At 54.1% G+C, this 22,521-nt stretch carries 19 protein-coding genes; 6 read left to right on the forward strand and 13 right to left on the reverse strand.

Annotated features, from left to right (window positions below; genetic code table 11):
- Positions 1-24: 24 nt before the first annotated feature.
- A complete protein-coding gene (locus RZA33_RS16960; protein ID WP_317508914.1) occupies positions 25-681 on the reverse strand; it encodes a tRNA-(ms[2]io[6]A)-hydroxylase in 657 nt (218 codons plus the stop codon).
- Positions 682-1,215: 534 nt separating this feature from the next.
- Here RZA33_RS16960 and acnB point away from each other — a divergent pair.
- The 3 genes from acnB to RZA33_RS16975 all read left to right on the forward strand — a co-directional run bounded on the left by acnB (position 1,216) and on the right by RZA33_RS16975 (position 6,543).
- The gene (gene acnB, locus RZA33_RS16965) at positions 1,216-3,819 is read left to right on the forward strand and encodes a bifunctional aconitate hydratase 2/2-methylisocitrate dehydratase (protein ID WP_317508886.1); all 2,604 of its coding nucleotides are present in this window, start codon (positions 1,216-1,218) and stop codon (positions 3,817-3,819) included.
- 198 nt (positions 3,820-4,017) lie between these two features.
- On the forward strand, positions 4,018-4,557 hold the full coding sequence (gene rraA / locus RZA33_RS16970) for a ribonuclease E activity regulator RraA (RefSeq protein ID WP_317508887.1): 540 nt from the start codon (positions 4,018-4,020) through the stop codon (positions 4,555-4,557).
- A gap of 42 nt (positions 4,558-4,599) precedes the next feature.
- Positions 4,600-6,543, forward strand: a complete 1,944-nt coding sequence (locus RZA33_RS16975) for a glycerophosphodiester phosphodiesterase family protein (RefSeq protein ID WP_317508888.1) — start codon at positions 4,600-4,602, stop codon at positions 6,541-6,543.
- Positions 6,544-6,550: 7 nt separating this feature from the next.
- Here the strand turns inward: RZA33_RS16975 and ggt are convergent, their stop codons facing one another.
- Positions 6,551-8,341, reverse strand: a complete 1,791-nt coding sequence (gene ggt, locus RZA33_RS16980) for a gamma-glutamyltransferase (protein WP_317508889.1) — start codon at positions 8,339-8,341, stop codon at positions 6,551-6,553.
- A gap of 110 nt (positions 8,342-8,451) precedes the next feature.
- Positions 8,452-10,827, reverse strand: a complete 2,376-nt coding sequence (gene ppsA, locus RZA33_RS16985) for a phosphoenolpyruvate synthase (RefSeq protein WP_317508890.1) — start codon at positions 10,825-10,827, stop codon at positions 8,452-8,454.
- Positions 10,828-11,096: 269 nt separating this feature from the next.
- On the opposite strand from ppsA, the gene RZA33_RS16990 reads away from it, so the two are divergent.
- Entirely contained in the window at positions 11,097-11,930 is an 834-nt protein-coding gene (locus tag RZA33_RS16990; RefSeq protein WP_317508891.1) for a pyruvate, water dikinase regulatory protein, read from the forward strand.
- Positions 11,931-11,951: 21 nt separating this feature from the next.
- Here RZA33_RS16990 and RZA33_RS16995 read toward each other — a convergent pair whose 3' ends face one another.
- From RZA33_RS16995 to RZA33_RS17010, 4 genes are all read right to left on the reverse strand, one after another.
- Positions 11,952-12,530, reverse strand: coding sequence for a hypoxanthine-guanine phosphoribosyltransferase (locus RZA33_RS16995; protein ID WP_317508892.1), 579 nt, complete (start codon positions 12,528-12,530; stop codon positions 11,952-11,954).
- 69 nt (positions 12,531-12,599) lie between these two features.
- Positions 12,600-13,628: a beta-N-acetylhexosaminidase gene (nagZ, locus tag RZA33_RS17000; RefSeq protein ID WP_317508893.1), complete on the reverse strand. Its 1,029-nt coding sequence runs from the start codon at positions 13,626-13,628 to the stop codon at positions 12,600-12,602.
- Positions 13,629-13,691: 63 nt separating this feature from the next.
- Complete coding sequence (locus RZA33_RS17005; RefSeq protein ID WP_317508894.1) at positions 13,692-14,228, reverse strand: L,D-transpeptidase; 537 nt, start codon at positions 14,226-14,228, stop codon at positions 13,692-13,694.
- Entirely contained in the window at positions 14,206-14,883 is a 678-nt protein-coding gene (locus RZA33_RS17010; protein WP_317508895.1) for a TetR/AcrR family transcriptional regulator, read from the reverse strand. Before RZA33_RS17010 ends, RZA33_RS17005 begins: the two co-directional genes overlap by 23 nt.
- A 268-nt stretch (positions 14,884-15,151) precedes the next feature.
- On the opposite strand from RZA33_RS17010, the gene lexA reads away from it, so the two are divergent.
- Positions 15,152-15,832 (forward strand): transcriptional repressor LexA, encoded by a 681-nt coding sequence (gene lexA / locus RZA33_RS17015; protein ID WP_317508896.1) that lies wholly within the window; start codon positions 15,152-15,154, stop codon positions 15,830-15,832.
- Between the two features lie 35 nt (positions 15,833-15,867).
- Here lexA and RZA33_RS17020 read toward each other — a convergent pair whose 3' ends face one another.
- Positions 15,868-16,539: an energy-coupling factor ABC transporter permease gene (locus RZA33_RS17020; RefSeq protein WP_317508897.1), complete on the reverse strand. Its 672-nt coding sequence runs from the start codon at positions 16,537-16,539 to the stop codon at positions 15,868-15,870.
- A gap of 24 nt (positions 16,540-16,563) precedes the next feature.
- Entirely contained in the window at positions 16,564-17,418 is an 855-nt protein-coding gene (gene purU, locus RZA33_RS17025) for a formyltetrahydrofolate deformylase (RefSeq protein WP_317508898.1), read from the reverse strand.
- A gap of 247 nt (positions 17,419-17,665) precedes the next feature.
- Between purU and RZA33_RS17030 the strand changes: the two genes are divergently transcribed.
- On the forward strand, positions 17,666-19,300 hold the full coding sequence (locus RZA33_RS17030) for a ribonuclease J (protein ID WP_317508900.1): 1,635 nt from the start codon (positions 17,666-17,668) through the stop codon (positions 19,298-19,300).
- Here RZA33_RS17030 and moaE read toward each other — a convergent pair.
- The 4 genes from moaE to RZA33_RS17050 form a co-directional block, all read right to left on the reverse strand.
- Positions 19,245-19,718 carry a molybdopterin synthase catalytic subunit MoaE gene (gene moaE / locus RZA33_RS17035; RefSeq protein WP_317508901.1) on the reverse strand — a complete coding sequence of 158 codons (474 nt, stop codon included), beginning with the start codon at positions 19,716-19,718 and terminating at the stop codon, positions 19,245-19,247. The genes RZA33_RS17030 and moaE overlap by 56 nt on opposite strands.
- Positions 19,719-19,724: 6 nt before the next feature.
- On the reverse strand, positions 19,725-20,522 hold the full coding sequence (gene moaC / locus RZA33_RS17040) for a cyclic pyranopterin monophosphate synthase MoaC (RefSeq protein WP_317508902.1): 798 nt from the start codon (positions 20,520-20,522) through the stop codon (positions 19,725-19,727).
- Between the two features lie 94 nt (positions 20,523-20,616).
- Complete coding sequence (gene mobB / locus RZA33_RS17045) at positions 20,617-21,165, reverse strand: molybdopterin-guanine dinucleotide biosynthesis protein B (RefSeq protein WP_317508903.1); 549 nt, start codon at positions 21,163-21,165, stop codon at positions 20,617-20,619.
- A gap of 54 nt (positions 21,166-21,219) precedes the next feature.
- The gene (locus RZA33_RS17050) at positions 21,220-22,452 is read right to left on the reverse strand and encodes a uracil-xanthine permease family protein (RefSeq protein WP_317508904.1); all 1,233 of its coding nucleotides are present in this window, start codon (positions 22,450-22,452) and stop codon (positions 21,220-21,222) included.
- Between the last annotated feature and the right edge of the window lie 69 nt (positions 22,453-22,521).

The following is a 22,521-nucleotide window of genomic DNA, read 5'->3' on the forward strand; positions in this document are numbered from 1 at the left end:
TTACATCCTGCCGAGCTAAGCGGTTTAAGCTGGTACACCGCTATGAAAACGAAAAGCCGTATCGGGCGAAGTAATTAGCTCCGCTTCACGCGCCACAAAAAAAGCGATCCGCTCGTCAATCGAGTGTGGGGTTTGTTGACGAGCAAGCAACAAATAATCCTCGAAATGACGCCCTTCTGACTTCACCAGAGTGCGATAAAACTTGGCAAGCTCTTCATCTAAATAAGGAATTAAGCAAGCAAACCGCTCACAGCTACGCGCTTCTATGATGGCGCCGATGATTAACACATCGATTAGACGCTCAGGATCGTTGCTGCGCACATGCTGCCTTAGCCCTTCTGCGTAACGCGAAGCCGTTAAATGCCGGTAGGCAACTCCCCGCGACGCCATCAATGCCACCACCTGTTCAAAATGCAGCAGCTCTTCACGTGCTAATTGCGACATCTTACTCAACAACAGCGGCTGATCAACGTAACGATAGAGCAAGCTCATTGCCGTGGAAGCCGCTTTTTTTTCACACTGGGCGTGATCAATCAGCAGCGTTTCAGGGTTATTCAGCGCCCATTGTAGCCACGCAGGAGGCGTCGGACAGGCCAAAAACTGCAGCAGACTTTCGGGCAAAAGATCATCAGCGTTGAGCGTATGACTGGCCGTTGGCAAAGCACTTAATTGCGTCAAAATATCACCATTACCTAACTTGTATCACATTATTGTACAACACTAACGCCCTATGGCGACTAGCACCCTGCTGATTTTGACTCACAATCGGTACATTGAATTGATAATTACTAATATAGTACCTCACCTGACAATGCTCCAACGACTTTACCAGGACTGCGTCAATCGCCCTAGAGAGCCGCCAAAGCTATGCGTTTACGGCTATAGTAACGCGCGGTACCGACAATCACATCTACCCACCTTAAGGTTGAGCACGAATAGGTAAAACGTGCTTGATTTTAATCGCTAGACCATCTGAATGCGCTTTTCTCATTCGTTTCAAGCGTTGTATCAGCATAAAGTACAAGGCAAAGCCCAAGTTACCAGCTTAACATTGTCGACAGTTTGGCGTAGAATCCAAATCATCCAACTGCACGCTGTTTGTCAAGCGTATGTCATATGTGATCGGCGCCATTTTCTAACACCGCGCAGCCAACACCGCGCAACGTTTAGGCCGTCACCAAAAAGCAAATGAGAACATAAAAGAGAGGGCCCAACGTGCTTGAAGCTTATCGCCAACATGTCGAGGAACGTGCCGCCGAGGGCGTCCCGCCCAAGCCTTTAACCGCTGAAAAAGTCGCTTCGCTGGTCGAGCTGCTGAAAACACCACCGGCGGGTGAAGAAGAGTTTATTCTCGACCTTATCACTAACCGGGTGCCGCCGGGCGTCGATGAAGCTGCTTATGTAAAAGCCGGCTTTCTCACCGCCATCGCTAAAGGCGAAGCGACCTCGCCGCTGATCGACAAAGTGCACGCGGTTAAACTGCTCGGCACCATGCAGGGCGGCTATAACATCGTTTCCATGGTGGAGCTACTCGACAACGAAGAGCTCGCCCGCGAAGTGGGTGAGCAGCTAAAGCACACGCTGCTGATGTTCGATGCCTTCCACGACGTGGAAACTCGCGCCAAGAATGGCAATAGCGTCGCCAAAGACGTTATCCAGTCCTGGGCTGAGGCAGAGTGGTTCCTATCTAAGCCAGCACTGGCTGAAAAAATTACCCTGAGCGTGTTTAAAGTCCCTGGCGAAACCAACACAGATGACCTGTCTCCCGCGCCGGATGCCTGGTCACGCCCGGATATCCCGCTGCACGCCAATGCCATGCTCAAAAACGAGCGTGACGGCATTGAGCCAGTGGCTCCAGGTACCACTGGCCCGCTTAAACAGATCGAAGACGTTAAAGCCAAAGGTTTCCCGGTCGTGTATGTAGGCGACGTCGTCGGTACCGGCTCATCGCGTAAGTCAGCCACCAATTCTGTGCTGTGGTTCTTCGGCGACGATATCCCCTACGCCCCCAACAAGCGCGCTGGTGGTTTCTGCTTTGGTAGTAAAATTGCCCCCATTTTTTTTAACACCATGGAAGATTCGGGCGCCCTGCCGGTTGAGATGGACGTCAGCAACCTGAACATGGGCGATGTCATCGACGTTTACCCCTACGCAGGTAAAGTGTGCAAACACGATAGCGATGACGTTATCACTACCTTTGAGCTTAAAACGCAGCTGATCCTGGATGAAGTCCGCGCCGGTGGCCGTATTCCCCTGATCATTGGCCGTGGCCTGACCGGCAAGGCGCGTGAGTCGCTTGGCCTGCCGACGTCTGACGTTTTCCGCCTGCCCGATCAACCCAAAGATACCGGCAAAGGCTTTACCTTAGCCCAGAAAATGGTTGGTAAAGCGTGTGGTCTGGAGGGTGTTCGCCCCGGCATGTACTGCGAGCCCAAGATGACCACCGTTGGTTCGCAAGACACTACCGGCCCGATGACCCGTGATGAGCTGAAAGACCTTGCCTGCCTGGGCTTTCAGGCCGACTTGGTCATGCAGTCTTTCTGCCACACTGCCGCCTATCCGAAGCCGGTTGATGTAGATACCCACCACACCCTGCCCGACTTTATTATGAATCGTGGCGGCGTTTCGCTACGCCCCGGTGACGGTATCATCCACAGCTGGCTGAACCGCATGCTGCTACCTGACACTGTTGGCACCGGTGGTGACTCGCACACCCGCTTCCCGCTCGGCATCTCATTCCCAGCCGGTTCAGGCTTGGTTGCCTTTGCTGCTGCCACCGGCGTGATGCCGCTGGATATGCCAGAGTCGGTACTGGTGCGCTTTAAAGGCAAACGCCAACCCGGCGTTACGCTGCGCGATCTGGTTCACGCTATCCCGCTCTACGCCATTAAGCAGGGCTTACTGACCGTCGATAAATCCAACAAGAAAAACGCTTTCTCTGGGCGGGTGTTGGAAATTGAAGGTCTGGAAGACCTAACTGTCGAGCAAGCCTTTGAGCTTTCTGACGCGTCCGCCGAACGCTCTGCCGCGGGCTGTACCATTACGCTGTCAGACGAGAGCGTTACCGAGTATTTGAAGTCCAACATCACCCTGTTGAAGTGGATGATGGGCAATGGCTACGGCGACGAGCGTACCATTAGCCGCCGTATCGAAGGCATGGAAGCGTGGCTGGCCAACCCCAGCTTGATGCGTGCCGACCAAGATGCCGAGTACACTGAAGTTATCGAAATTGATCTGGCTGAAATTAAAGAGCCAGTGTTGTGTGCACCGAATGACCCGGACGATGCGCGGCTGCTGTCTGAAGTCGCTGGTCAGAAAATCGACGAAGTCTTTATCGGTTCATGCATGACCAACATCGGCCACTTCCGGGCTGCTGGCAAACTGCTCGAGAAGCAGCCCGCCGGTAGTTTAAAAACCCGGCTGTGGCTGGCACCACCCACAAAAATGGATCAGCATCAGCTGACTGAAGAAGGTTACTACGGGATTTACGGCCGCGCCGGTGCGCGGATGGAAATGCCGGGTTGTTCGCTGTGTATGGGTAACCAGGCCCGCGTTGCTGCCAAGAGCACCGTCGTGTCTACGTCTACACGTAACTTCCCGAACCGCCTGGGCGATGGTGCCAATGTGTACCTCGCCTCCGCAGAACTGGCAGCCGTTGCCGCCGTAGAAGGACGCCTACCCAGCGTTGAAGAGTACCAGCGGTATATGGGAGAGTTTGACGCTATGGCAGGTGAGATTTATCGTTACATGAATTTTCACGAAATTGAGGAGTATCAGAAAATCGCCTCAAACGTGATTCCGGTCGCTCAAGAAGCCTAATTTAGCGCTTGAGTTAGACCGTCCCATCGCCGATGCTCGCACCATCGCAGCGAACGTGACCTGTCGCATTTGCTGAGCCGATGACCGAACGCCCCGCCTGTCCTTGACAGACGGGGCGTTTTTTTAAGCGGCTCTCTGCTTTGCTACTATCTACTTAGCTATTATTTACTTACCGATTTAAGCAATAAGGAGCCAATGATGACGACCACCACTCACACAGCTACTCAAGGCACGGCTACTCAAGACACAGCTACTCAAAACATAGTAACCCCGGATCTATGCGATGCTCACCCAGAGGTCACGGTGCTTGAACCAGTGTTTGCAAATTTCGGCGGACTGGAAGCCTTTTATGGTTCTATTCGTACGATAAAGTGTTTTGAAGACAACTCCATGGTCAAACAAGCGGTTGCTGAACCAGGTAACGGGGCGGTGTTGGTGGTAGATGCCGGTGGCTCACACCGTTGTGCCATGCTTGGTGACATGCTGGCAGAGCAAGCCGTTACCAATGGCTGGGCGGGGATAGTGATGTATGGCTGCGTGCGCGATGTAGATATACTCGCCACGTTACCGTTAGGTGTTCAAGCCCTGGGCAGCCACCCGCGCAAAAGTGAAAAACGCGGTGAAGGCCAGCGCGATATCGACGTTACCTTTGCGGGTGTCACCTTTCAGCCCGGCCAATGGCTGTATGCTGATAACAACGGCATTATTGTTGCCGAGCAAGAGCTGCCACTTTCTTAACAATGAGCCCCGTCGTCATTAAGTTTGTGTTAAAAGAGCCCCTTGCCAGGTGTGGCGCTTACTGCCACCCTAGTAGCTCATTCTTACCGTTTAATGACGATGCAGCCTTTGACCTATCTTGGCTCTGCCTTACTGCGTACGCTGCGCGATCATCTTCGCCCTCTGATCGCCTACCATCTCTTTTTCACCCTACTCGCCTCAGCCCTGCTGCTGCCAGCCATTACCTGGGTGACTCGTTGGCTGCTAGCTCAACTCAACCGCACCGTCGTCACCAATGATGCGTTGATCACGCTGCTGTTTAGTCCGCTGGGGTTGCTGGGCATGCTGGTGGGGCTGTGCTTCGCTTTTCTGGTTATTTACTGGCAACAGGCGGGCATGCTGCAGGTGGCCATTAGACCGCGTGATAATCACTATCGGTTGGCCCTTGAAGCGCTCTGGTTAAGCACGCGGCGACTGCCTGCCCTAGCGGGTCTGGTTATCCTTCAGGTGGGCACCCACCTATTGTTATTGGTGCCCTTTATGGCCGGGCTCGCATGGCTTTATGACGTCTGGCTAAGTGGCATAGACCCGTATTATTTGCAACGCGTGCGCCCACCGGTGCTATGGTATTTCCTTGGCGGCGCGCTGCCGCTCATCATCATATGGCTATGGGCCGCCTCATGGCTCTATTTACGCTGGGTGCTAGCGCTGCCGTTAGTTGCGCTGGAAAACTGCAGCCCTTGGCGAGCGTTAAAGCGCAGCGTTATGCTGACTCGAGGCTGGCGCCGTTCCATCGGTGCTGCGGTACTTTTTCTGCTAGTGATTATCATTAGCCTACCGTTTTTTGCCACCCTGCTGTTTGACCAACTCTTTACGCCGCTGCTGTGGTGGCTACCTGAACACAATGCCGTGCTTATTCCCGCTACGCTGGCGTATTTGATTGGGTATGTGTTGGTCACTTTAGCCATAACCTTTATAGGTATCGCCGCGAATGCGCTGTTGTCAGCCTGCCTTTATATGCAGCTGGCTCATCGCCGAACGCGCCCAGCGGCTCCATCTGAAGACATCAACGCGGGCAGGCTTGCCTGGGCAGTGGAGCTTGGTGTGCTTATCTTTGCAGGCCTGCAAGCGTGGTGGATACTCAATAGCTTTGAGATAGATGACAATGTCGCGGTGATTGCTCACCGGGGCAGCTCCATGGTGGCCCCTGAAAACACGCTAGCTGCAATCAACCAATCGCTAATTGATGGCGCCGACTATATTGAAATCGACGTGCGCCTAAGCAAAGACCAACAAGTAATGCTCTACCATGACCGCAGCATGGCACGGTTAACCGGCGATAACCGTGAGTTTGGCGAGCTAACCCGAGAAGAACTCAAGCATTTCGATGTGGGAAGCTGGTTTGGCGATGCTTTTGAAGGTGAGAACATTCCAGGCTTGGATGAAGCGCTGCAAAGAGTGCGTGGAAAAGCCGGATTAATGATCGATATCAAGCCGCTGCCCGGCCAAGAGCAGATGCTGGCAGATGCTGTGATTGAGACCTTACATGCTGAAAACGACGTGCGTTATCGCTGCTGGGCAAACCAGCAAAGTGCCTTCGATGGCTACGCCGCGTGCGGTTTTCCCAATACATTGTTAGCCATGCGTATGGCAACCATGTCGCCTTCTTTGCTGGCCTATCTTGATCAACGCGTGCCCGAGTTACGTGTGACGTTACTGGCCCAGCTGATTTTGCCCGGCACGCTGAATCGGCGCGACTTTGATGCACTCGGGCTGCGGCATAACCGCATCACGCCAGGGGAAATTCGCTTAGCAAGGCGTTATGGCTACCAAATACACGCTTGGACAGTCAATGATCGCGCCCGAATGTCGACGCTAATTGATCTGGGCGTCGATGCTATTATCACCGACTACCCAGACCGTTTAACGGCGCTTATACAAGACCGCCGGGAATTAAGCGACGGTGCCTTGATGCTGGTTAAACTGCGCAATTGGCTGCGACAATAGCGGCGGACTAATCGCCCATCACTACACCTTCACGCCGCGGGTCAGCTCCCCCGAACAGGCTGCCATCTTCAAGGCGCCTAATCGCCTGCAGGCCGCTGGTCAATTCCCGTTCGCTGACGGTATGACCGCGCTCGCGTAATCCCTCTAGTGTTTCTTCAGGGAAACGGCCTTCTTCCACAAACACGTCGCCGCCTAGGGTAATCGCATGAGGCAGGCTCAACGCTTCCTGGGCATTTAATCCCCAGTCACGTAGGGCCACTAAAGTACGCGCCGTATAGTGAATAATTGCGGCACCGCCGGGCGATCCCAAGCTGGCTACTAGCTCACCGGTTTCCTGGTCGAACACCAGCGTCGGGCTCATGCTAGAGCGTGGCCGCTTGCCTGCTTCTACCCGGTTGGCTACCGGCTCACCGTCTATTTCCGGTTCAAAAGAGAAGTCGGTTAGCTCATTATTGAGCAAGAACCCACCGGCTAAGCCCGTACCACCATCGGACATAATACGCGAGCCAAACCCCTGCTCAATCGTAGTCGTCATGGCCACCGCGTTGCCATCCGCATCAATAATGCTGATATGGCTCGTCCCGTACTCGGGTTGCTCGGGCTGAGAGGCCCAACTAACCGCTAGCTCGCCTGGATTACCCGGTTCTGCACTGTCGCCCATGCTCATCTTTTCTATTAGCTCACTGCGCTTTTGAAGATAGCTGGGAGCCAGCATTGATGACCAGTCGCCACCCGGCGCTTCGACGAAATCGGGGTCGGCGATATAGCGGCCGCGGTCGGCAAAGGCTAGGCGCGATGCCTCTAGGAACTGGTGTAACCAACCGCTGCTTGGAGCACCATCGTCTAAAGGAGCCTCTAGCAGTGGCTGCTGATCAAGCAGGCCCAAAATCTGCATCACGGTGAGATGGCCCGACGAAGGCGGCGGAAAACCGCACACTTCCCACTGCTGCCAGGGCGTGCACAGGGGTTCGCGCTCAAGCGCTTCGTAACTATTTATATCCTCAAGCGTCAATTCACCGGGGCGCTCCGGGTGGTTCTGAACGCGTTCTGCGATGTCTTCCGCGACATCGCCTTCATACAGAGCAGCGCTGCCTTGTGCTGCCACGCGACGAAAAATATCTGCCAGGGCTGGGTTCTTGAGCGTTTCACCTACGGCGACAGGCTCCCCCTCCGCATCGTAATAAAGCTGACTCGCCAGTGAGTCTTGGCGCAGGTATTCATCGTTCGCCAGGCTCGTATGCAAGCGATTGCTAACAGCAAAGCCCTCCTCGGCCAGCGTAATCGCCGGCGTAAACAGCGCGTCCCAGGACAACTCACCGTGCTCGGCGTGAGCTTTTTCCAGCATACGTAATGTGCCTGGCACCCCCACCGAAAGGCCACTAACCACGGCTTCGTTAAACGCTAATGGCTCGCCATCGGCTAAAAAAAGCTCACCGTTGACGCTTTGCGGCGCCGTTTCACGGCCATCGTAGGCGCGCACGTTAGACCCATCGTAATGCATCAAAAAAGCGCCGCCACCGATACCACTTGACTGAGGCTCTACCAGGTTAAGCACCATCTGCACCGCAACGGTTGCATCAATAGCGTTCCCACCGGCTTTAAGCACTTGATATCCCGCATCCGTCGCTAACGGGTTGGCCGCAGCAACGGCGAATGACTCAGCCTCCCAACCGGGCTTCTCTTCGTAGCCAGACTCGCTCTCGGGGGAGATTGAGGGTGTTTCATAGCTAAACCCCCAGCTATATAACGGCGCTACCAGCAGAGCGGGCAACATGAACCTAACCGATTTTGCTGACATTTCAGCGTTCTCCACGACAAATTAAAAAACCACTCAACAAAGAATAGCCTATAAAAACGACGACGCCCGGCACAATGGCCGGGCGTAAATAATGGCTTGGCTTAACGCAGTTACTCGATTTTTTGCCCCGCCAACATAAACCAGGTTTCCAGTACCGCATCTGGGTTGAGTGATACCGAGTCGATACCTTGTTCCATTAGCCATTTTGCTAAATCTGGGTGGTCTGACGGCCCCTGGCCACAGATACCCACGTATTTGCCTTTTGCCTTGCACGCCTGAATCGCCATGGCGAGGAGCTTTTTAACCGCCCCGTTACGCTCGTCAAACAGGTGCGCCACAATACCCGAGTCACGATCCAACCCTAGCGTTAGCTGGGTCAGGTCGTTTGAGCCGATCGAGAAACCGTCAAAGTACTCAAGGAACTCATCGGCCAGCAGGGCGTTCGCCGGCAGTTCGCACATCATGATGACCTTTAGGCCTGGAGGGCCGCCCCGCGGCAAACCGTTAGCCGCTAGCAGCTCAACCACCTCACGCGCTTCCTCGGTGGTACGAACAAAGGGCACCATAACTTCAACGTTATCGAAGCCCATTTCTTCGCGCACCCGCTTCAGCGCCCGGCATTCAAGCTCAAAGCAGGGCCGGAATGCCTCTGAAATGTAGCGCGATGCACCACGGAAACCGAGCATGGGGTTCTCTTCACCTGGCTCGTAAAGCTTGCCGCCAATCAGGTTTTCGTATTCATTAGACTTAAAGTCTGACAGCCGCACGATCACCCGCTGGGGGTGGAACGCCGCGGCTAGCGTAGAGATCCCTTCGACCAATTTGTCGACGTAGAAACTCACTGGATCGGCATAGCCGGCGGTGCGCAAATCGATAATCTGCTGTAAATCCACCGGCAGCGTGTCGTACTCCAACAGTGCTTTGGGGTGGACGCCAATCATGCGGTTAATAATGAACTCTAGACGCGCCAGCCCAACGCCTGCATGGGGCAAGCTGGCAAAGCCGAATGCGCGGTCGGGATTACCCACATTCATCATGATTTTAAAGGGAATTTCCGGCATGGCATCAACACTGGAGACTTTGCAGTCAAAGTCCAACAGCCCTGCGTAGACATTACCGGTATCACCCTCCGCACAGGAGACGGTGACATCGATTCCTTCTTGCAGTTGGGTTGTGGCATCGCCACAGCCCACCACCGCGGGAATCCCTAACTCACGGGCGATAATGGCGGCATGGCAAGTACGCCCGCCTCGGTTAGTCACAATGGCCGAGGCGCGCTTCATGATCGGCTCCCAATCGGGGTCAGTCATATCAGTGACCAAAATATCGCCATCATGTATTTTGTCCATATCATCCGGACTCAGCACGACTTTGACAGTACCCCGACCAATGCGCTGACCAATCGCGCGACCAGTGATTAGCGTGCGACCTTTTTCACGCAGCTGGAAACGCTCAAGCTTGCCGCCTTCCTGTTGGGAAACCACAGTTTCAGGGCGCGCCTGAACGATATACAACTCACCATCGTCGCCATCCAAGGCCCATTCGATATCCATGGGCCGCTGGTAATGCTGCTCAATGGTCATTGCTTGGCGCGCAAGATCCATCACTTGCTGATCATTCAGGCAGAAACGGCTTCTGTCGCTATGCGGCACGTCGATAGTTTCCACCGATTTACCCGCGCTGGCATCCTCACCGTACACCATTTTGATCAGTTTAGACCCCAAGTTGCGGCGCAGCACCGCCGGGCGGCCTGCGGCTAACGTCGGTTTATGCACATAGAACTCATCCGGATTCACCGCGCCCTGTACCACGGTTTCACCCAAGCCCCAGGAGGCGGTAACGAAAACCGCATCGCGAAAACCAGACTCGGTATCCAAGGTAAACATAACGCCCGAAGCACCGATCTCCGAGCGGACCATTTTCTGAACACCGGCTGATAAGGCGACATTTTCGTGGGCATAGCCACGATGCACGCGGTAAGAGATCGCGCGGTCATTAAACAGCGAGGCAAACACTTCATGCACCGCACGCTTGATATTGTCAAAACCCTCGATATTAAGGAAAGTCTCCTGCTGGCCAGCAAAAGAAGCATCGGGTAAATCTTCGGCGGTAGCCGAACTGCGCACGGCCACTTTTAATTGCGGGTGTTGCTCTTGCAACTGGCCGTAAGCATCGCGCAGGGCTGCTTCAAAGGTGGGGGGCAGCGGTGTATCGATAATCCATTGGCGAATATTACGACCGGCTTCAGCCAAGGCCTTAACATCGTCGACATCTAAGCGGGCTAGCGTCGCGTTGATGCGTTCGTTTAATCCTTCGTGGGAGAGAAATTCGCGGTACGCATGGGCCGTGGTGGCAAAGCCACCGGGCACGGTCACGCCAACACCCGACAGGTTGGAAATCATTTCCCCTAGCGAGGCGTTTTTACCCCCCACGCGTTCGACGTCTGCCATGCCCAGCTGATCGAACCACAGAATGTACTCTTCCACGTAACCCCCTCGCTCTTAGAAATCGACACGATCACTGATATGGGCATTAAGACCATGGACCATGGATTATTAACTGGGACACACTAGCACCGCGCCAATGTATTCGCCATTGGTCTAACAGCGAAGAGAATGGAGGATTTTTACAACAAACGCCCTTTTTCGGCCCGTTATGTAGTCGGCCGCAATAGCCAACGTCTGAGGCGCAGAAAAGTTGTGCTAATAAACCGCACGGGACACAATAGTTGGACTATTCACCAGTGGATTTCGTTATGAAGCGTACGGCGTTTTTTATTTCTGATGGCACCGGTATTACGGCGGAAAGCTTAGGTCGAAGCCTACTGGCCCAGTTCAGCGACGTTGAAATCGATATGCTGACCAAGCCTTATATCGATACGCTGGATAAAGCCCAAGCATTAGCTGAAATCATCGAAGCGACGGCGAATCGCGACGGACATCGGCCGATCATTATCGACACTATTGTCGACCAGCAAATTCGCAACGTTATCCGTCAGGCGTCGGGCTTCAAAGTTGATATTTTCTCGACCTTCCTGGAGCCGTTGGAACAAGAATTGGATACCCACTCGTCGTATAGCGTGGGGCGGACTCACTCGATTGGCAGTGACGATGTGTACATGGATCGTATCCATTCGGTGCACTTCGCGCTGGATAACGACGACGGCGCACGTACTCATCAATACGATAAAGCCGATATCATCCTGGTCGGCGTTTCGCGCTGTGGCAAAACGCCAACCTCACTGTATTTAGCTCTGCAATTCGGCATTCGAGCAGCCAACTACCCGTTGACTGAGGATGATTTAGATGAAGACGGCATGCTAAAGCTACCCAAGGCCCTAGCGCCGCATCGCCACAAGCTGTTTGGCTTGACCATTGATGCACGTCGTTTAGCCGCTATTCGTAACGAACGGCGCCCCAACAGTCGCTATAGCTCAATGGACCAGTGCCTGCAGGAGGTCGAACAAGCAGAGTCACTTTACCGCACTATGCATATCCCGTTTATTGATGCGACGCGCTTCTCTGTGGAAGAAATTTCCACACGCATGATTGCCGAAACCGGGCTAGCCAGGCGTTTTTCTCCCCGCTAGCCCTGAAGTTGCTGGGTTACATTACATACCCTTGGGGGCAAAAATACCCGGTGCATTGCGCCAGTAGCCTTTGTAGTCCATGCCAAAGCCAAACACATAGCGGTCAGCAACTTCTAGACTGCAGTAGTCGGCTTTAAGACCCGGCACTGCTTTGCGACTGTGCTGCTTATCCACCAGCACCGCTGTGGTAACGCTGGCAGCTTGGGCTTCTTTACAGTAAGCCAAAATGGCCGCTAGCGTTGCCCCTTCATCCAGGATGTCATCGACAATGACCACGTGGCGGCCAGCCATCGGCACCTCTGGTGAGACGCGCCAAAACAGCTCGCCTCCTCGCAGCTCGTTGCGGTAACGCGTCGCGTGTAAATAATCCACTTCCAGCGGAAAGCCCAATCGGGTGAGCAGATGCCCGGTGGTAATCAACCCTCCGTTCATCACGCAGTAAAAAACCGGCAGTTTATCGCCTAAATCATGGGTGATGGCTTCCGCCATGCGATCAAGCGCCCGCTCTACCTCCTGCTGAGAAATTAGGCAGTCGGCGTTATCCATTAACTCGCGCATTGAGTCTAATGACGCTAATGTTTGCTTATCCAACGTTGACATCTACCAACTCCACGGCGGGTTAAAAGCCTTAATAATCTTGGCTCATCTCAATTTAGGTGGCGTATTTCATTAGCGATTTGGCTTTGGGTTATTCGCCAACGCTTCAAGCTTAGCGTGGGCGCGACGCCAACGACCGAGCGCGCTCAGCGCATCCAAGTCGGGCCGGGCACGGCCATAGCGTAATTTAGCCGGACGCTTAGTGCTGATCCCCTGGCATGCGTCCATCACGTCAAGCGCGGCTTTTCGATCATTACATACCAGCAGCATATCGCAGCCAGCAGCTAAGGCAGCGCGAGCGCGCTCCCTGGGCTCACCGGCCTCATGAGCGCCAGCCATACTTAAGTCGTCAGAAAACACACAACCCTTAAACCCTAGCGACTCACGTAACATCCCCAACCAGCTAGGTGAGAACCCCGCGGGTCGCGAGTCAAAGGCGCTGTAAATAACATGGGCCGGCATGACGCCTTCCAATTGTCCGGCTAAGTGGGCAAAAGGCACAAGATCGTGCTTTTTAATCACCTCTAGCGATCGGTCATCTACCGGCATTGAAACGTGAGAGTCGGCAGCCACTCCACCATGGCCTGGGAAATGTTTGCCCACTGCAGCCATACCCGCATCGTGAAGGCCGTCAATAAAAGCGCTACCCAGCTTGGCCACATGCTGTGGGTCGCTGCTAAAACTGCGGTCGCCAATAACGCTGGATAGGCCACTTTCCACATCCAACACCGGAGCAAAACTTAAATCCAGCCCGCAGGCGGCCATCTCCATTCCCAGCAGCCAGCCAGCGTCTTTTGCCAGTGCCAGGCCATCGTCAGGGTTAGCGCGATAACTCTCACCGATACGCGCCATTGGCGGAAGACGCGTTAAGCCCTCTTTAATGCGCTGAACACGCCCGCCTTCTTGGTCTACCGCCAACAATAGATCAGCACGTACACGGCGAATGTCGCTACACAACTTGCGTACCTGATAGCCATTTTCGACATTGCGGGCAAACAAAATCACCCCGCCTACCGTGGGTTCAAGCAGCAAGCGTTTTTCTGCAGCCGTCAATTTGGGGCCTTCTAGGTCAAGCATGACCGGGCCTAACGGTTGAGTCATCGTGATAGGTCCAAGCAAAGGGAGGAAGATTCTAGACGATCGTCCAGCAGTGTCAAAAACTGATTAATCAAAGCTCTGCCGACCGCCGTGCAACCAAACGGAGGTACCGGGCAACGCTAACGCAAAGATAGTTAACAGATCACTGTTTCGTAAACGGATACAGCCATGAGAGGCAGCTACCCCCATGGGTTGATCAGGCGGTGTGCCATGAAGGTAAATATAGCGCCGCTGAGAATCAACCTGACCTCCCCGGTTGACGCTCTTTTCCAGCCCGCACAGCCACAGGATGCGGGTCAAAATCCAATCGCGCTCAGGGTGAGCCTCGGCTAATGCGGCGTTAAACACTTCGCCCGTCCAGCGTCGGCCACGAAACACCGCGTTTTCCGGCAAACCGTGACCAATTGCAGCGCGCACATAGTGCCAACCGTGGGGAGTCTTGCCGCTGCCATTGAGTTCCCCAACCCCTGCTGAACCTGAAGATATTGGACATTCATAGCGCACTGTAACGCCCTGCCAGCAGCGTAGCTGTTGTTGGGCAGTGTCTATTTCCAACCAAATATTTTCAGTGGGAGGGAGTTCAGCTAGCCTGGGCGTTCGCATGATTTCCTTCTTCTATTGAGAGCGGTAACGGCGCATTCATGGCGGCCACTACGACTGGGCGCAGCCGCCTGACTAAATCTCGCACGCTAACCTGTTCGTGATAATCCTTTTCGGCAATATCACGCAGTGCATCAAGCCCCGACAAGGTAAAAATCACCGTGCCTAACATAAAGTGTAGTCGCCAAAAGCGTTCTACGTCGGGTAGGTCGGGTGTGGCTTTGCGCACCAGTTCGGTGAAGCGCGTAAACACGCCGCCATATTCTTGTTGAATATGGCGCCTTAAATGCCCCTGAGCCTGACTGTAGGCTAACCCCAGCAGACGCATGAATACTTTTAGGCTATTGCGCTCGGCGGGCACTGCCAGAACGGTGGTCGCCATGGTTTCAAGCAGGGTTTCTAAAGGGATAACGCGCCCGGCATGCTGGGTTTCAAGGTCGTCAAGCGCGGTGTGAAAACGTTGGGTAAAGGGGTCTAGATAACGTGAAAAAACAGCCTGAATGAGCGCTTTCTTTGAACCAAAATGATAATTCACAGCGGCTAAGTTAACGCGCGCTTTGCTGGTAATGTTGCGCAACGAGGTTTCTGCAAAACCGCGCTCAGCAAACAGCACTTCAGCGGTATCGAGAATACGTATCACTGTATCAGATTGAGCCATTGCGCTCTCCGGGGGAAACAGGTGTTTAAAACGTTTCAAAATACTAATCTATAACGTTGGTTGGCTCAACGCTTGATTTGTTAGCAAAATAATTGGCTATACATTAGCAAATGAACAGTTTCAAACGATTAGTCGAATCATTCAGAGATCGAAATTTGGCCATCAATAGTGCATATACTGGATAGAGGAACATACTGTATACTTAACCACTTATCGACTAAGTTGCCATTTTTCTTGTTATCGTTTATTCACTTTTCTGGAGTCTGGTATGTCGCGTCCGCTAACCGCTCGCCAACAGCACGTATTTGATTTTATTGTTAAAACCATGGGTGAATTTGGCTACCCGCCGACACGGGCTGAGATTGCCATGGCGCTGGGTTTCCGCTCGCCCAATGCCGCCGAGGAGCACCTGCGCGCGCTGGAGCGTAAGGGCGTTATTCGTATTATCCGCAACACATCACGCGGCATTCGTTTGCCCAACCAAGAACCACAGGAAACTCTGGATACCGCTGCCAGCAGCGTACCCGCCAACCTTGAGGCGCCGTCTCATACTGGACTCCCGGTGATTGGCGAAGTGGCGGCAGGAAGCCCCATTTTGGCCGCTGAGCATATTGATCGCTACTGCCCTTTGCCAGCCGAGTACTTCACCCCAAAAGCCGACTACCTGCTGCGTGTGCGGGGTTTATCCATGAAGGATATCGGCATTTTAGAAGGTGACTTGCTGGCGGTTCACCGCACGGAACGAGTACGCGACGGACAAATCGTTGTGGCCCGCTTAGACGATGAAGTCACCGTTAAACGCTTCAAACGCCAGGGGCACCAGGTGACATTGTATGCGGAAAACCCCGAATTCGATCCGATCAAAATCGACCTTCGCTCACAGTCGCTTGATATCGAGGGTGTCGGCGTAGGAGTTATTCGCGGCGGCAATGGCCAGGCGTTGGGCTGAGCCGCAGACGGCAGCGCCTGGCGCTTGCTCCAATGCTATTGCGAGTCGATATAGCGGTGGTCATTAAAGGTGGCCACCCAGTCCGGATGGTAAACTAACAAAATGCTCAACAGCATGCCGGTAATAAACGCTTCTGAGGGCATTAGTAACGGTAAAAAGCGCGCATATTCCTGGGCCAGATAGATCGCTTCAGGATCAGTCCCTGCGACGATAATCAACAGCACCGCCGCCAGCCCTCCTCCCAGCGTTGCCAGCGCTGCACCGAAAAAACCACAGGCGAATAGAAACACCATCAAATTATCCGGCAGGCGGCGATCTACCAGCCGCCATACAACGCCAATCACAGCAGCAGGGACAATGCCCGTTACCAGCACGTTGGCCCCCAGCAATATCCATTCGTTGCGACCAATCACCACCATGGCCACATTAATCAACAGATTACTCACCAGGGCTAACGGCACCTTAAAGACCAAAGTCATCAACACGGTGAAAACAAGATGCAACGTTAGCCAGTCGACCGCCTGAGCGCGTAACTGCCACATCAAGACCACCGCCAGTGTGGCACCTAACCAGCGGTGTTGAAGCGCTGTATCTTCAATCAATACCTGCCAAGGCCGCCGCCAAAGCACCCATGTCATGACCACTAATGAGAATAGCGACGTCAGTAGCAGCGCCCAGGGCGCCAACACGCTTTGCGCAAATGACATGGCGGCCTCTCTGATTTAAGAGCGTTAGCTGAAAACAACCGTTTTATTGCCGTGAACCAGTACGCGATCTTGCAAATGCCAGCGCAAGCCCCGAGCCAGAACAGCTTTTTCGACATCACGCCCAAAGCGCACTAAATCGGTAGGCGTATGACAGTGGCTAACGCGATGGATATCCTGCTCAATGATCGGCCCAGCGTCGAGCTCCTCGGTCACGTAGTGGCAAGTAGCTCCGATCAGTTTAACGCCGCGCTGATAGGCCTGATGATAGGGCTTGGCGCCAGCAAATGAGGGCAAAAAGCTGTGGTGAATATTGATCACCTTACCCGCATAACGCGCGCATAGTTCGGGCGGTAGAATTTGCATATAGCGCGCCAGCACAACGCAATCGGCGCGCGCGTTATCGATTTCAGCCTGCACCTGGGCAAACGACGCCTGCTTATCGTTGGGGTTAACCGGCACATGGTGGTAAGGAATGCCGTACCACTCGGTGAGCGAGCGCATATCATCATGGTTGGAGATAACACCGACAATATCGCAGTCCAACTCGCCAGCCTGCCAGCGGTAAAGCAAATCGACCAGGCAGTGCGACTCACGAGACACCATAAGCACCACACGCCGGCGCGATTGGGTATCTACCAGCGCCCACTGCATATTGAACTCGCTGGCCACGGGCTCAAACGCAGCACGCAGCTCCTCTACCGACATGCCTACCGAATCCGCTAAAATTTCATAGCGCATAAAAAAGCAGCCGGTTTCTAAATCAGAATGTTGGCTTGCTTCGGTAATGGAGCCGCCCTGCTGGGCAATAAAACTCGATACGCTGGCAACAATGCCCACCCGGTCAGGGCAGGACACGACTAAACGATAATAATGCGACATGTTAGCTACTCTTGATCTATTGCAACGCTACGTACGAAAAACCACGAATCAGCGACTAAGGAGGTAAACGAGGCGGCTAGTGTAACGGAAGGCCAAGGATGATTGTTAGCCGCTCCTGCCTTCCGTATAGTTGAAAGACTACTTTTTAGGCTTTTCATAACTAATGTATTCACCACGCGTTCAAATTCGTCCCCGTCGTCGACCACCGCTGCGCTTGCTGCCGCTAGGGGGATGCGGTGAGATAGGTATGAATCTAACGCTCTATGGGTATGATGATCACTGGATCGCCGTCGACTGCGGCATGATGATTCGTCAGGATCTTCCCAATTCGCCGCTTCAGGTACCCAATCTGGATACCCCAAAAGCGCTGGATATTATACCTAAAGCACTGTTTATCACCCACGGTCACGAAGACCACATTGGCGCGGTTGCCTGGCTATGGCCGATGTGGAACTGCCCGATTTATGCCACCCCGCTGGCAGCTGGCTTGTTGCGGCTAAAATTTGCCGAGCATCAACTGAGCAGCGACGCCATTCAGGTCATTGAACCCGGCGAAGCGCTTGAGAGTGGCCCGTTCACGCTCCGCTACTTGTTGCTAACTCACTCGATTCCTGAAAGCTGTGCCTTGATGATGATGGTCGGCGGATACCGCGTTTTACACACCGGCGATTGGAAACTCGACCCAGAGCCGCTGATCGGCACGCCGATGGGTGCCGCTCAATTCCGAGCGCTAGCGCCAATCGATTTATTAGTTGGCGACTCCACTAACGCGCCTATTCCCGGTCACTCCGGCAGCGAGGGGGATGTCGCCAGGGCACTGGCTAAAACCCTTGCCCGCTGCAAGGGCCGCGTCGTCGTGTCTTGCTTTGCCAGCAACCTGGCGCGGGTGCTTGCCATTGGTCGCGCTGCCCAGCAATGTGGGCGGCGGATCAGTTTAATGGGCCGTTCTATGGAGCGCATGGTCAGCGTAGCGCGGGGGCTTGGCTATATGGATGATTTACCCCCACTGGTGCCTAATCAAGACCTGGGTTATTTACCCCCGGATGAGGTCGTGATTATCGCTACCGGCAGCCAGGGGGAGCCTCGGGCAGCACTGCAACGTCTCGCCCAGGGCAGCCATCCGTTTGTGGATCTACAGCCTGGCGATAACGTTATTTTCTCGGCCAAAGCCATTCCAGGTAATGAACGACCGATTGAACAACTCAAAAGACGTTTAGCTCACTTGGGTGTTCAACTCTATGACGAAGCCAATCACCCCGAGCTGCATGCCACCGGACACCCTGCACGGGAAGAGTTGATTAAACTCTATCAATGGGTCAAGCCGAAGCACCTTATGCCTGTTCATGGAGAGGCGCGTCATCAGCAAGCCCATCAGGCGATTGCTCAGCAAATGGATATCCAGGCGCCGTTAGCGCCGGTCAATGGTGATTTGCTGAGCTTCGATAGTCATGGCCTGCGCTGCGAAGCACGCTATCCGCAGCCCCCCTGCATCGTCGCCCAGAACAGCGTGGTGCCCCATCCGGGGTTAGAAAGCAGCATCACCACCGCTCGCCGCGGCAGCTTATACTTAGCGCTGCCAGTGACCGCAACGGACACTGGTTGGGCACGTATAGGCCGTTTAATGCTGGATTCCTCCGGGGCTAGCCCACTGGATGAAGACAGCTTTAGCGACTGGCTGGATGATCAGCTTGGGGAGATTACCGCCGATACCCTTGCCGACCTGCGTCATGCGTTACAGCCCCGCTTGATTCACTGGTTAGCGGAACATATGCAGCACCTGCCCGACGTTCACCTACAGATTATGGCCGCCGAAATGCCTGAGGATGTCAGCTTGGATAACGCCAGCGCGCCGCGTCCTGCTGATCGGAGTGGCGTTCCTTGACCCAATACTCGCCTTGGGTAGAGTGCTCTTTCTTCCAGAAAGGTGCCTGCGTTTTCAGAAAATCCATAATAAAATCGCAGGCTTCGAACGCCTCACGACGATGGGCGCTGGCAACTAGTACGCGCACAATAGGATCGCCCGGTGCCAAATAACCGACACGGTGGATAATACGCACCGCCTGCAGCGACCAGCGCTGCCACGCCTGTTCACCAATTTCAGTCAGCGTGCGTTCTGTCATGCCCGGATAGTGTTCCAGGGTCAACCCCGTCACCTCGGGCGTTTCATTAAAATCGCGCACCAGACCGGTAAAGCTGACGACCGCCCCGATATCGCTGCGCCCCGCCAATGCATCATCATAGCCGTACGCCATTGCAAAAGGCGCAGCTTGAATTGCAACTTTAATATCCACACTTGCCATCCACCTTTACCCCCCAGTGACCGGTGGGAAAAACGCCACCTCGTCGTCATCGGTCACTAACGCGTCATCGTTTGCCATTACTTGGTTAATCGCGCATAGCGTACGCTGGTCGGTTAATTGCTTAAATCGCTCATCGCGGGCCGACAGCGCCGCTTTCAATCCGCTAATATCGCGGCTGGCCAGCTGGTCCAAACTCACCACCGCCTCACTTTCACCTACCCGCTCGCGCAGTTCGGCTAAAAATTTGACGCGTACGCAAGGTGAGGAACAGCGCTGGCCTAAACTCACCTCCCCCGCTACGCCTTCGCCCGTCACAATGGGCGTATGCGCGTTAAGACGCTGGTAATCGCCGCGCTGTCCACCGTGCTTACTATCAAGCTGTATAGCCTCAATGTGCATATTTTTATCGACCGCTTTGCACATATCGTAAAGCGTTAAACAGGCAACCGAAACCGCGGTAAGTGCTTCCATTTCTACCCCGGTACGACCGTTTAAGCGGCATAATGACGTGACATTAATGCAGCTTTCAACGACGTCGATTTCAAACTCAACCGATACTTTTGAGAGCGCCAAAGCGTGGCAGAGAGGAATCAGTTCGTGGGTGCGCTTTGCCGCCTGAATACCCGCGATACGCGCCGTAGCAAGCACATCGCCTTTGGGTAATTCACCGTCGCTAAGCAATTTCAGCGTTTCTGGTTGCATGAATATGCGCCCCGAAGCGACTGCTTCGCGACGTGTTTCCTGCTTATCGCCGACATCCACCATATTGGCTTCGCCACGGGTGTTAAGGTGGGTTAATTGCATGTGGTTACCGTTCCTGTTTGAAGGCTGATTTCTTTTAAAGACAGGTTTTTTTAAAAACAGTTTTTAAAGACAGGTAGCTTGTAAACTAAACATTTTAAATCAGCGCACCGCTTTGTGTACTTACCCAGGCCTTTATCCAGTGGACAATCGATTCGCTATCGTCAAGGTTTAACTGGGCCACTGATATCGCCAAGTCACAAGGCGGTGGCGCACTGAGCGCGACGGCCTCAATCCATGGCCCTGTTAAGATAGTCGCATCGCCAATCCCATCTCGGTAAAGCACCAGCTTGGGAATCGGCCAGGCTTTAAAGCCTTCAACAATCACCAGGTCCGGCTTGTGCGGTGCCATAAAGGTAAGTAGCTGCGCTAAATCCGGCTCGGCTTGGTCAGGCGTTTCCTGCATCAGCGCAAATCGCTGATGGGAAGCCACCAGTACCGGCGCAGCACCAGCGCGGCGCAGCTTGTAACTATCTTTACCGGGCTTATCCACCTCGAATGAGTGATGCGCATGCTTAATCACGGCAACGTTTAAGCCATACTCACGCAAACGCGGCAGCAGCTTCTCTAACAGCGTCGTTTTGCCGGTGCCGCTCCAGGCAGCAATCCCTAGCACGGGAAAAGCGGCACTTAATTGATTAGTCATACTACTGATACTCCTATTGACGCTCCAAGCGACGCGTACTGCAGCCTCAAAAGGTTACTCGCCCTCTTGCTCTCTGGGTAATAGCCAGTTCAACGCAATCCCGACCAGGGCAGCCAAGCTGACACCTTGCAGGGTAAACTGACCACCGCCAAACTGCATACCGCCTATGCCAAAAACCAATATTAGTGACACCACGACCAGATTGCGCGGCGCGGTCAGTGATTGCCCTGCGCGCACCAGAGTGTTCATACCGACCACCGCGATAGAACCAAATAGCAGCGTCATAATGCCCCCCATCACCGGTGCGGGAATGGTTTGCAGCAGCGCGCCCAGTTTAGAGACAAACGCAAGCACAATGGCGATAATCGCCGCCACGATCATGTATTTGGGATTAAACGCCCGAGTCAGCGTTACCGCGCCAGTGACTTCCGAGTAGGTTGTATTCGGCGGCCCACCCAGCAGCGCCGCGACGCTGGTCGCCAATCCATCACCTAGCAAAGTGCGGTGTAAACCCGGTTTTTCAAGGTAGTTTTTGCGCGTTACCGAGCCAATGGCGACCATATCTCCGATATGCTCTACCGCTGGGGCGATCGCGACCGGAATCATAAAAAGGATCGCCGCCCAATGAAAACTAGGGGCTGTAAAGCTGGGTACCGATAGCCACGCGGCCTCGCGCACCGGGGTAAAATCCACCACGCCCATTAGCAACGCTAAGCCATAGCCGGTGGTGATACCACCGATAATCGGCACCAGACGCAGCAAGCCGCGACCGAATACGGCAAGCACCAGGGTGACTAGCAAGCTGGTCATGGAGAGAAAAATGGCTACCCCGTAGCCAATATTATCGCTGTTTTCGCCCGTCGCCATACTTACCGCCACTGGCGCTAGTGCTAAGCCAATCACCATAATCACTGGCCCTACAACGACGGCTGGCAGCAAACGATGTAGCCAAGCAGTGCCTTTGAGACGCACCGCTTGTGAGATGCCCACATAAACCAGCCCAGCTGCCATCAGCCCGCCCATCGTGGCGGACACGCCGAAGTTTGCAATGGAGCCTTGAATAGGCGCAATAAAAGCAAACGATGAGGCTAAAAATACCGGAACACTTTGTTTAGTGACCGCATGAAACACCAGCGTACCTACCCCGGCCGTAAATAGCGCAACGCTGGGGTCAAGCCCGGTCAAAAGCGGCACCAGCACTAGGGCACCAAACGCAACAAACAACATTTGCGCGCCGGTTAGCAGCACTTTAAGCCAAGAATCAGCCTTACTGGCAGCGTCACTCATGAGAACATTCCTAAAGATTGCGAATAATAGGGCAAAAAAATGCCCCTAACGCGAAGCGCAAGGGGCAGT

The organism is Halovibrio sp. HP20-59, from assembly GCF_033052795.2.
GTDB lineage: Bacteria > Pseudomonadota > Gammaproteobacteria > Pseudomonadales > Halomonadaceae > Vreelandella.

Excerpts from the sequence above, each read along its gene's own strand:
- RZA33_RS17010 (WP_317508895.1), bottom strand. The coding sequence starts at position 14,883 with ATGGCTCAATCTGATACAGTGATACGTATTCTCGATACCGCTGAAGTG.
- moaC (WP_317508902.1), bottom strand. The coding sequence starts at position 20,522 with ATGCAATTAACCCACCTTAACACCCGTGGCGAAGCCAATATGGTGGAT.
- rraA (WP_317508887.1), top strand. The coding sequence starts at position 4,018 with ATGACGACCACCACTCACACAGCTACTCAAGGCACGGCTACTCAAGAC.
- RZA33_RS17005 (WP_317508894.1), bottom strand. The coding sequence starts at position 14,228 with ATGCGAACGCCCAGGCTAGCTGAACTCCCTCCCACTGAAAATATTTGG.
- mobB (WP_317508903.1), bottom strand. The coding sequence starts at position 21,165 with ATGACTAATCAATTAAGTGCCGCTTTTCCCGTGCTAGGGATTGCTGCC.
- lexA (WP_317508896.1), top strand. The coding sequence starts at position 15,152 with ATGTCGCGTCCGCTAACCGCTCGCCAACAGCACGTATTTGATTTTATT.
- RZA33_RS16995 (WP_317508892.1), bottom strand. The coding sequence starts at position 12,530 with ATGTCAACGTTGGATAAGCAAACATTAGCGTCATTAGACTCAATGCGC.
- RZA33_RS17020 (WP_317508897.1), bottom strand. The coding sequence starts at position 16,539 with ATGTCATTTGCGCAAAGCGTGTTGGCGCCCTGGGCGCTGCTACTGACG.
- ggt (WP_317508889.1), bottom strand. The coding sequence starts at position 8,341 with ATGTCAGCAAAATCGGTTAGGTTCATGTTGCCCGCTCTGCTGGTAGCG.
- moaE (WP_317508901.1), bottom strand. The coding sequence starts at position 19,718 with ATGGCAAGTGTGGATATTAAAGTTGCAATTCAAGCTGCGCCTTTTGCA.
- RZA33_RS17030 (WP_317508900.1), top strand. The coding sequence starts at position 17,666 with ATGAATCTAACGCTCTATGGGTATGATGATCACTGGATCGCCGTCGAC.
- purU (WP_317508898.1), bottom strand. The coding sequence starts at position 17,418 with ATGTCGCATTATTATCGTTTAGTCGTGTCCTGCCCTGACCGGGTGGGC.
- nagZ (WP_317508893.1), bottom strand. The coding sequence starts at position 13,628 with ATGACTCAACCGTTAGGCCCGGTCATGCTTGACCTAGAAGGCCCCAAA.
- RZA33_RS17050 (WP_317508904.1), bottom strand. The coding sequence starts at position 22,452 with ATGAGTGACGCTGCCAGTAAGGCTGATTCTTGGCTTAAAGTGCTGCTA.
- RZA33_RS16990 (WP_317508891.1), top strand. The coding sequence starts at position 11,097 with ATGAAGCGTACGGCGTTTTTTATTTCTGATGGCACCGGTATTACGGCG.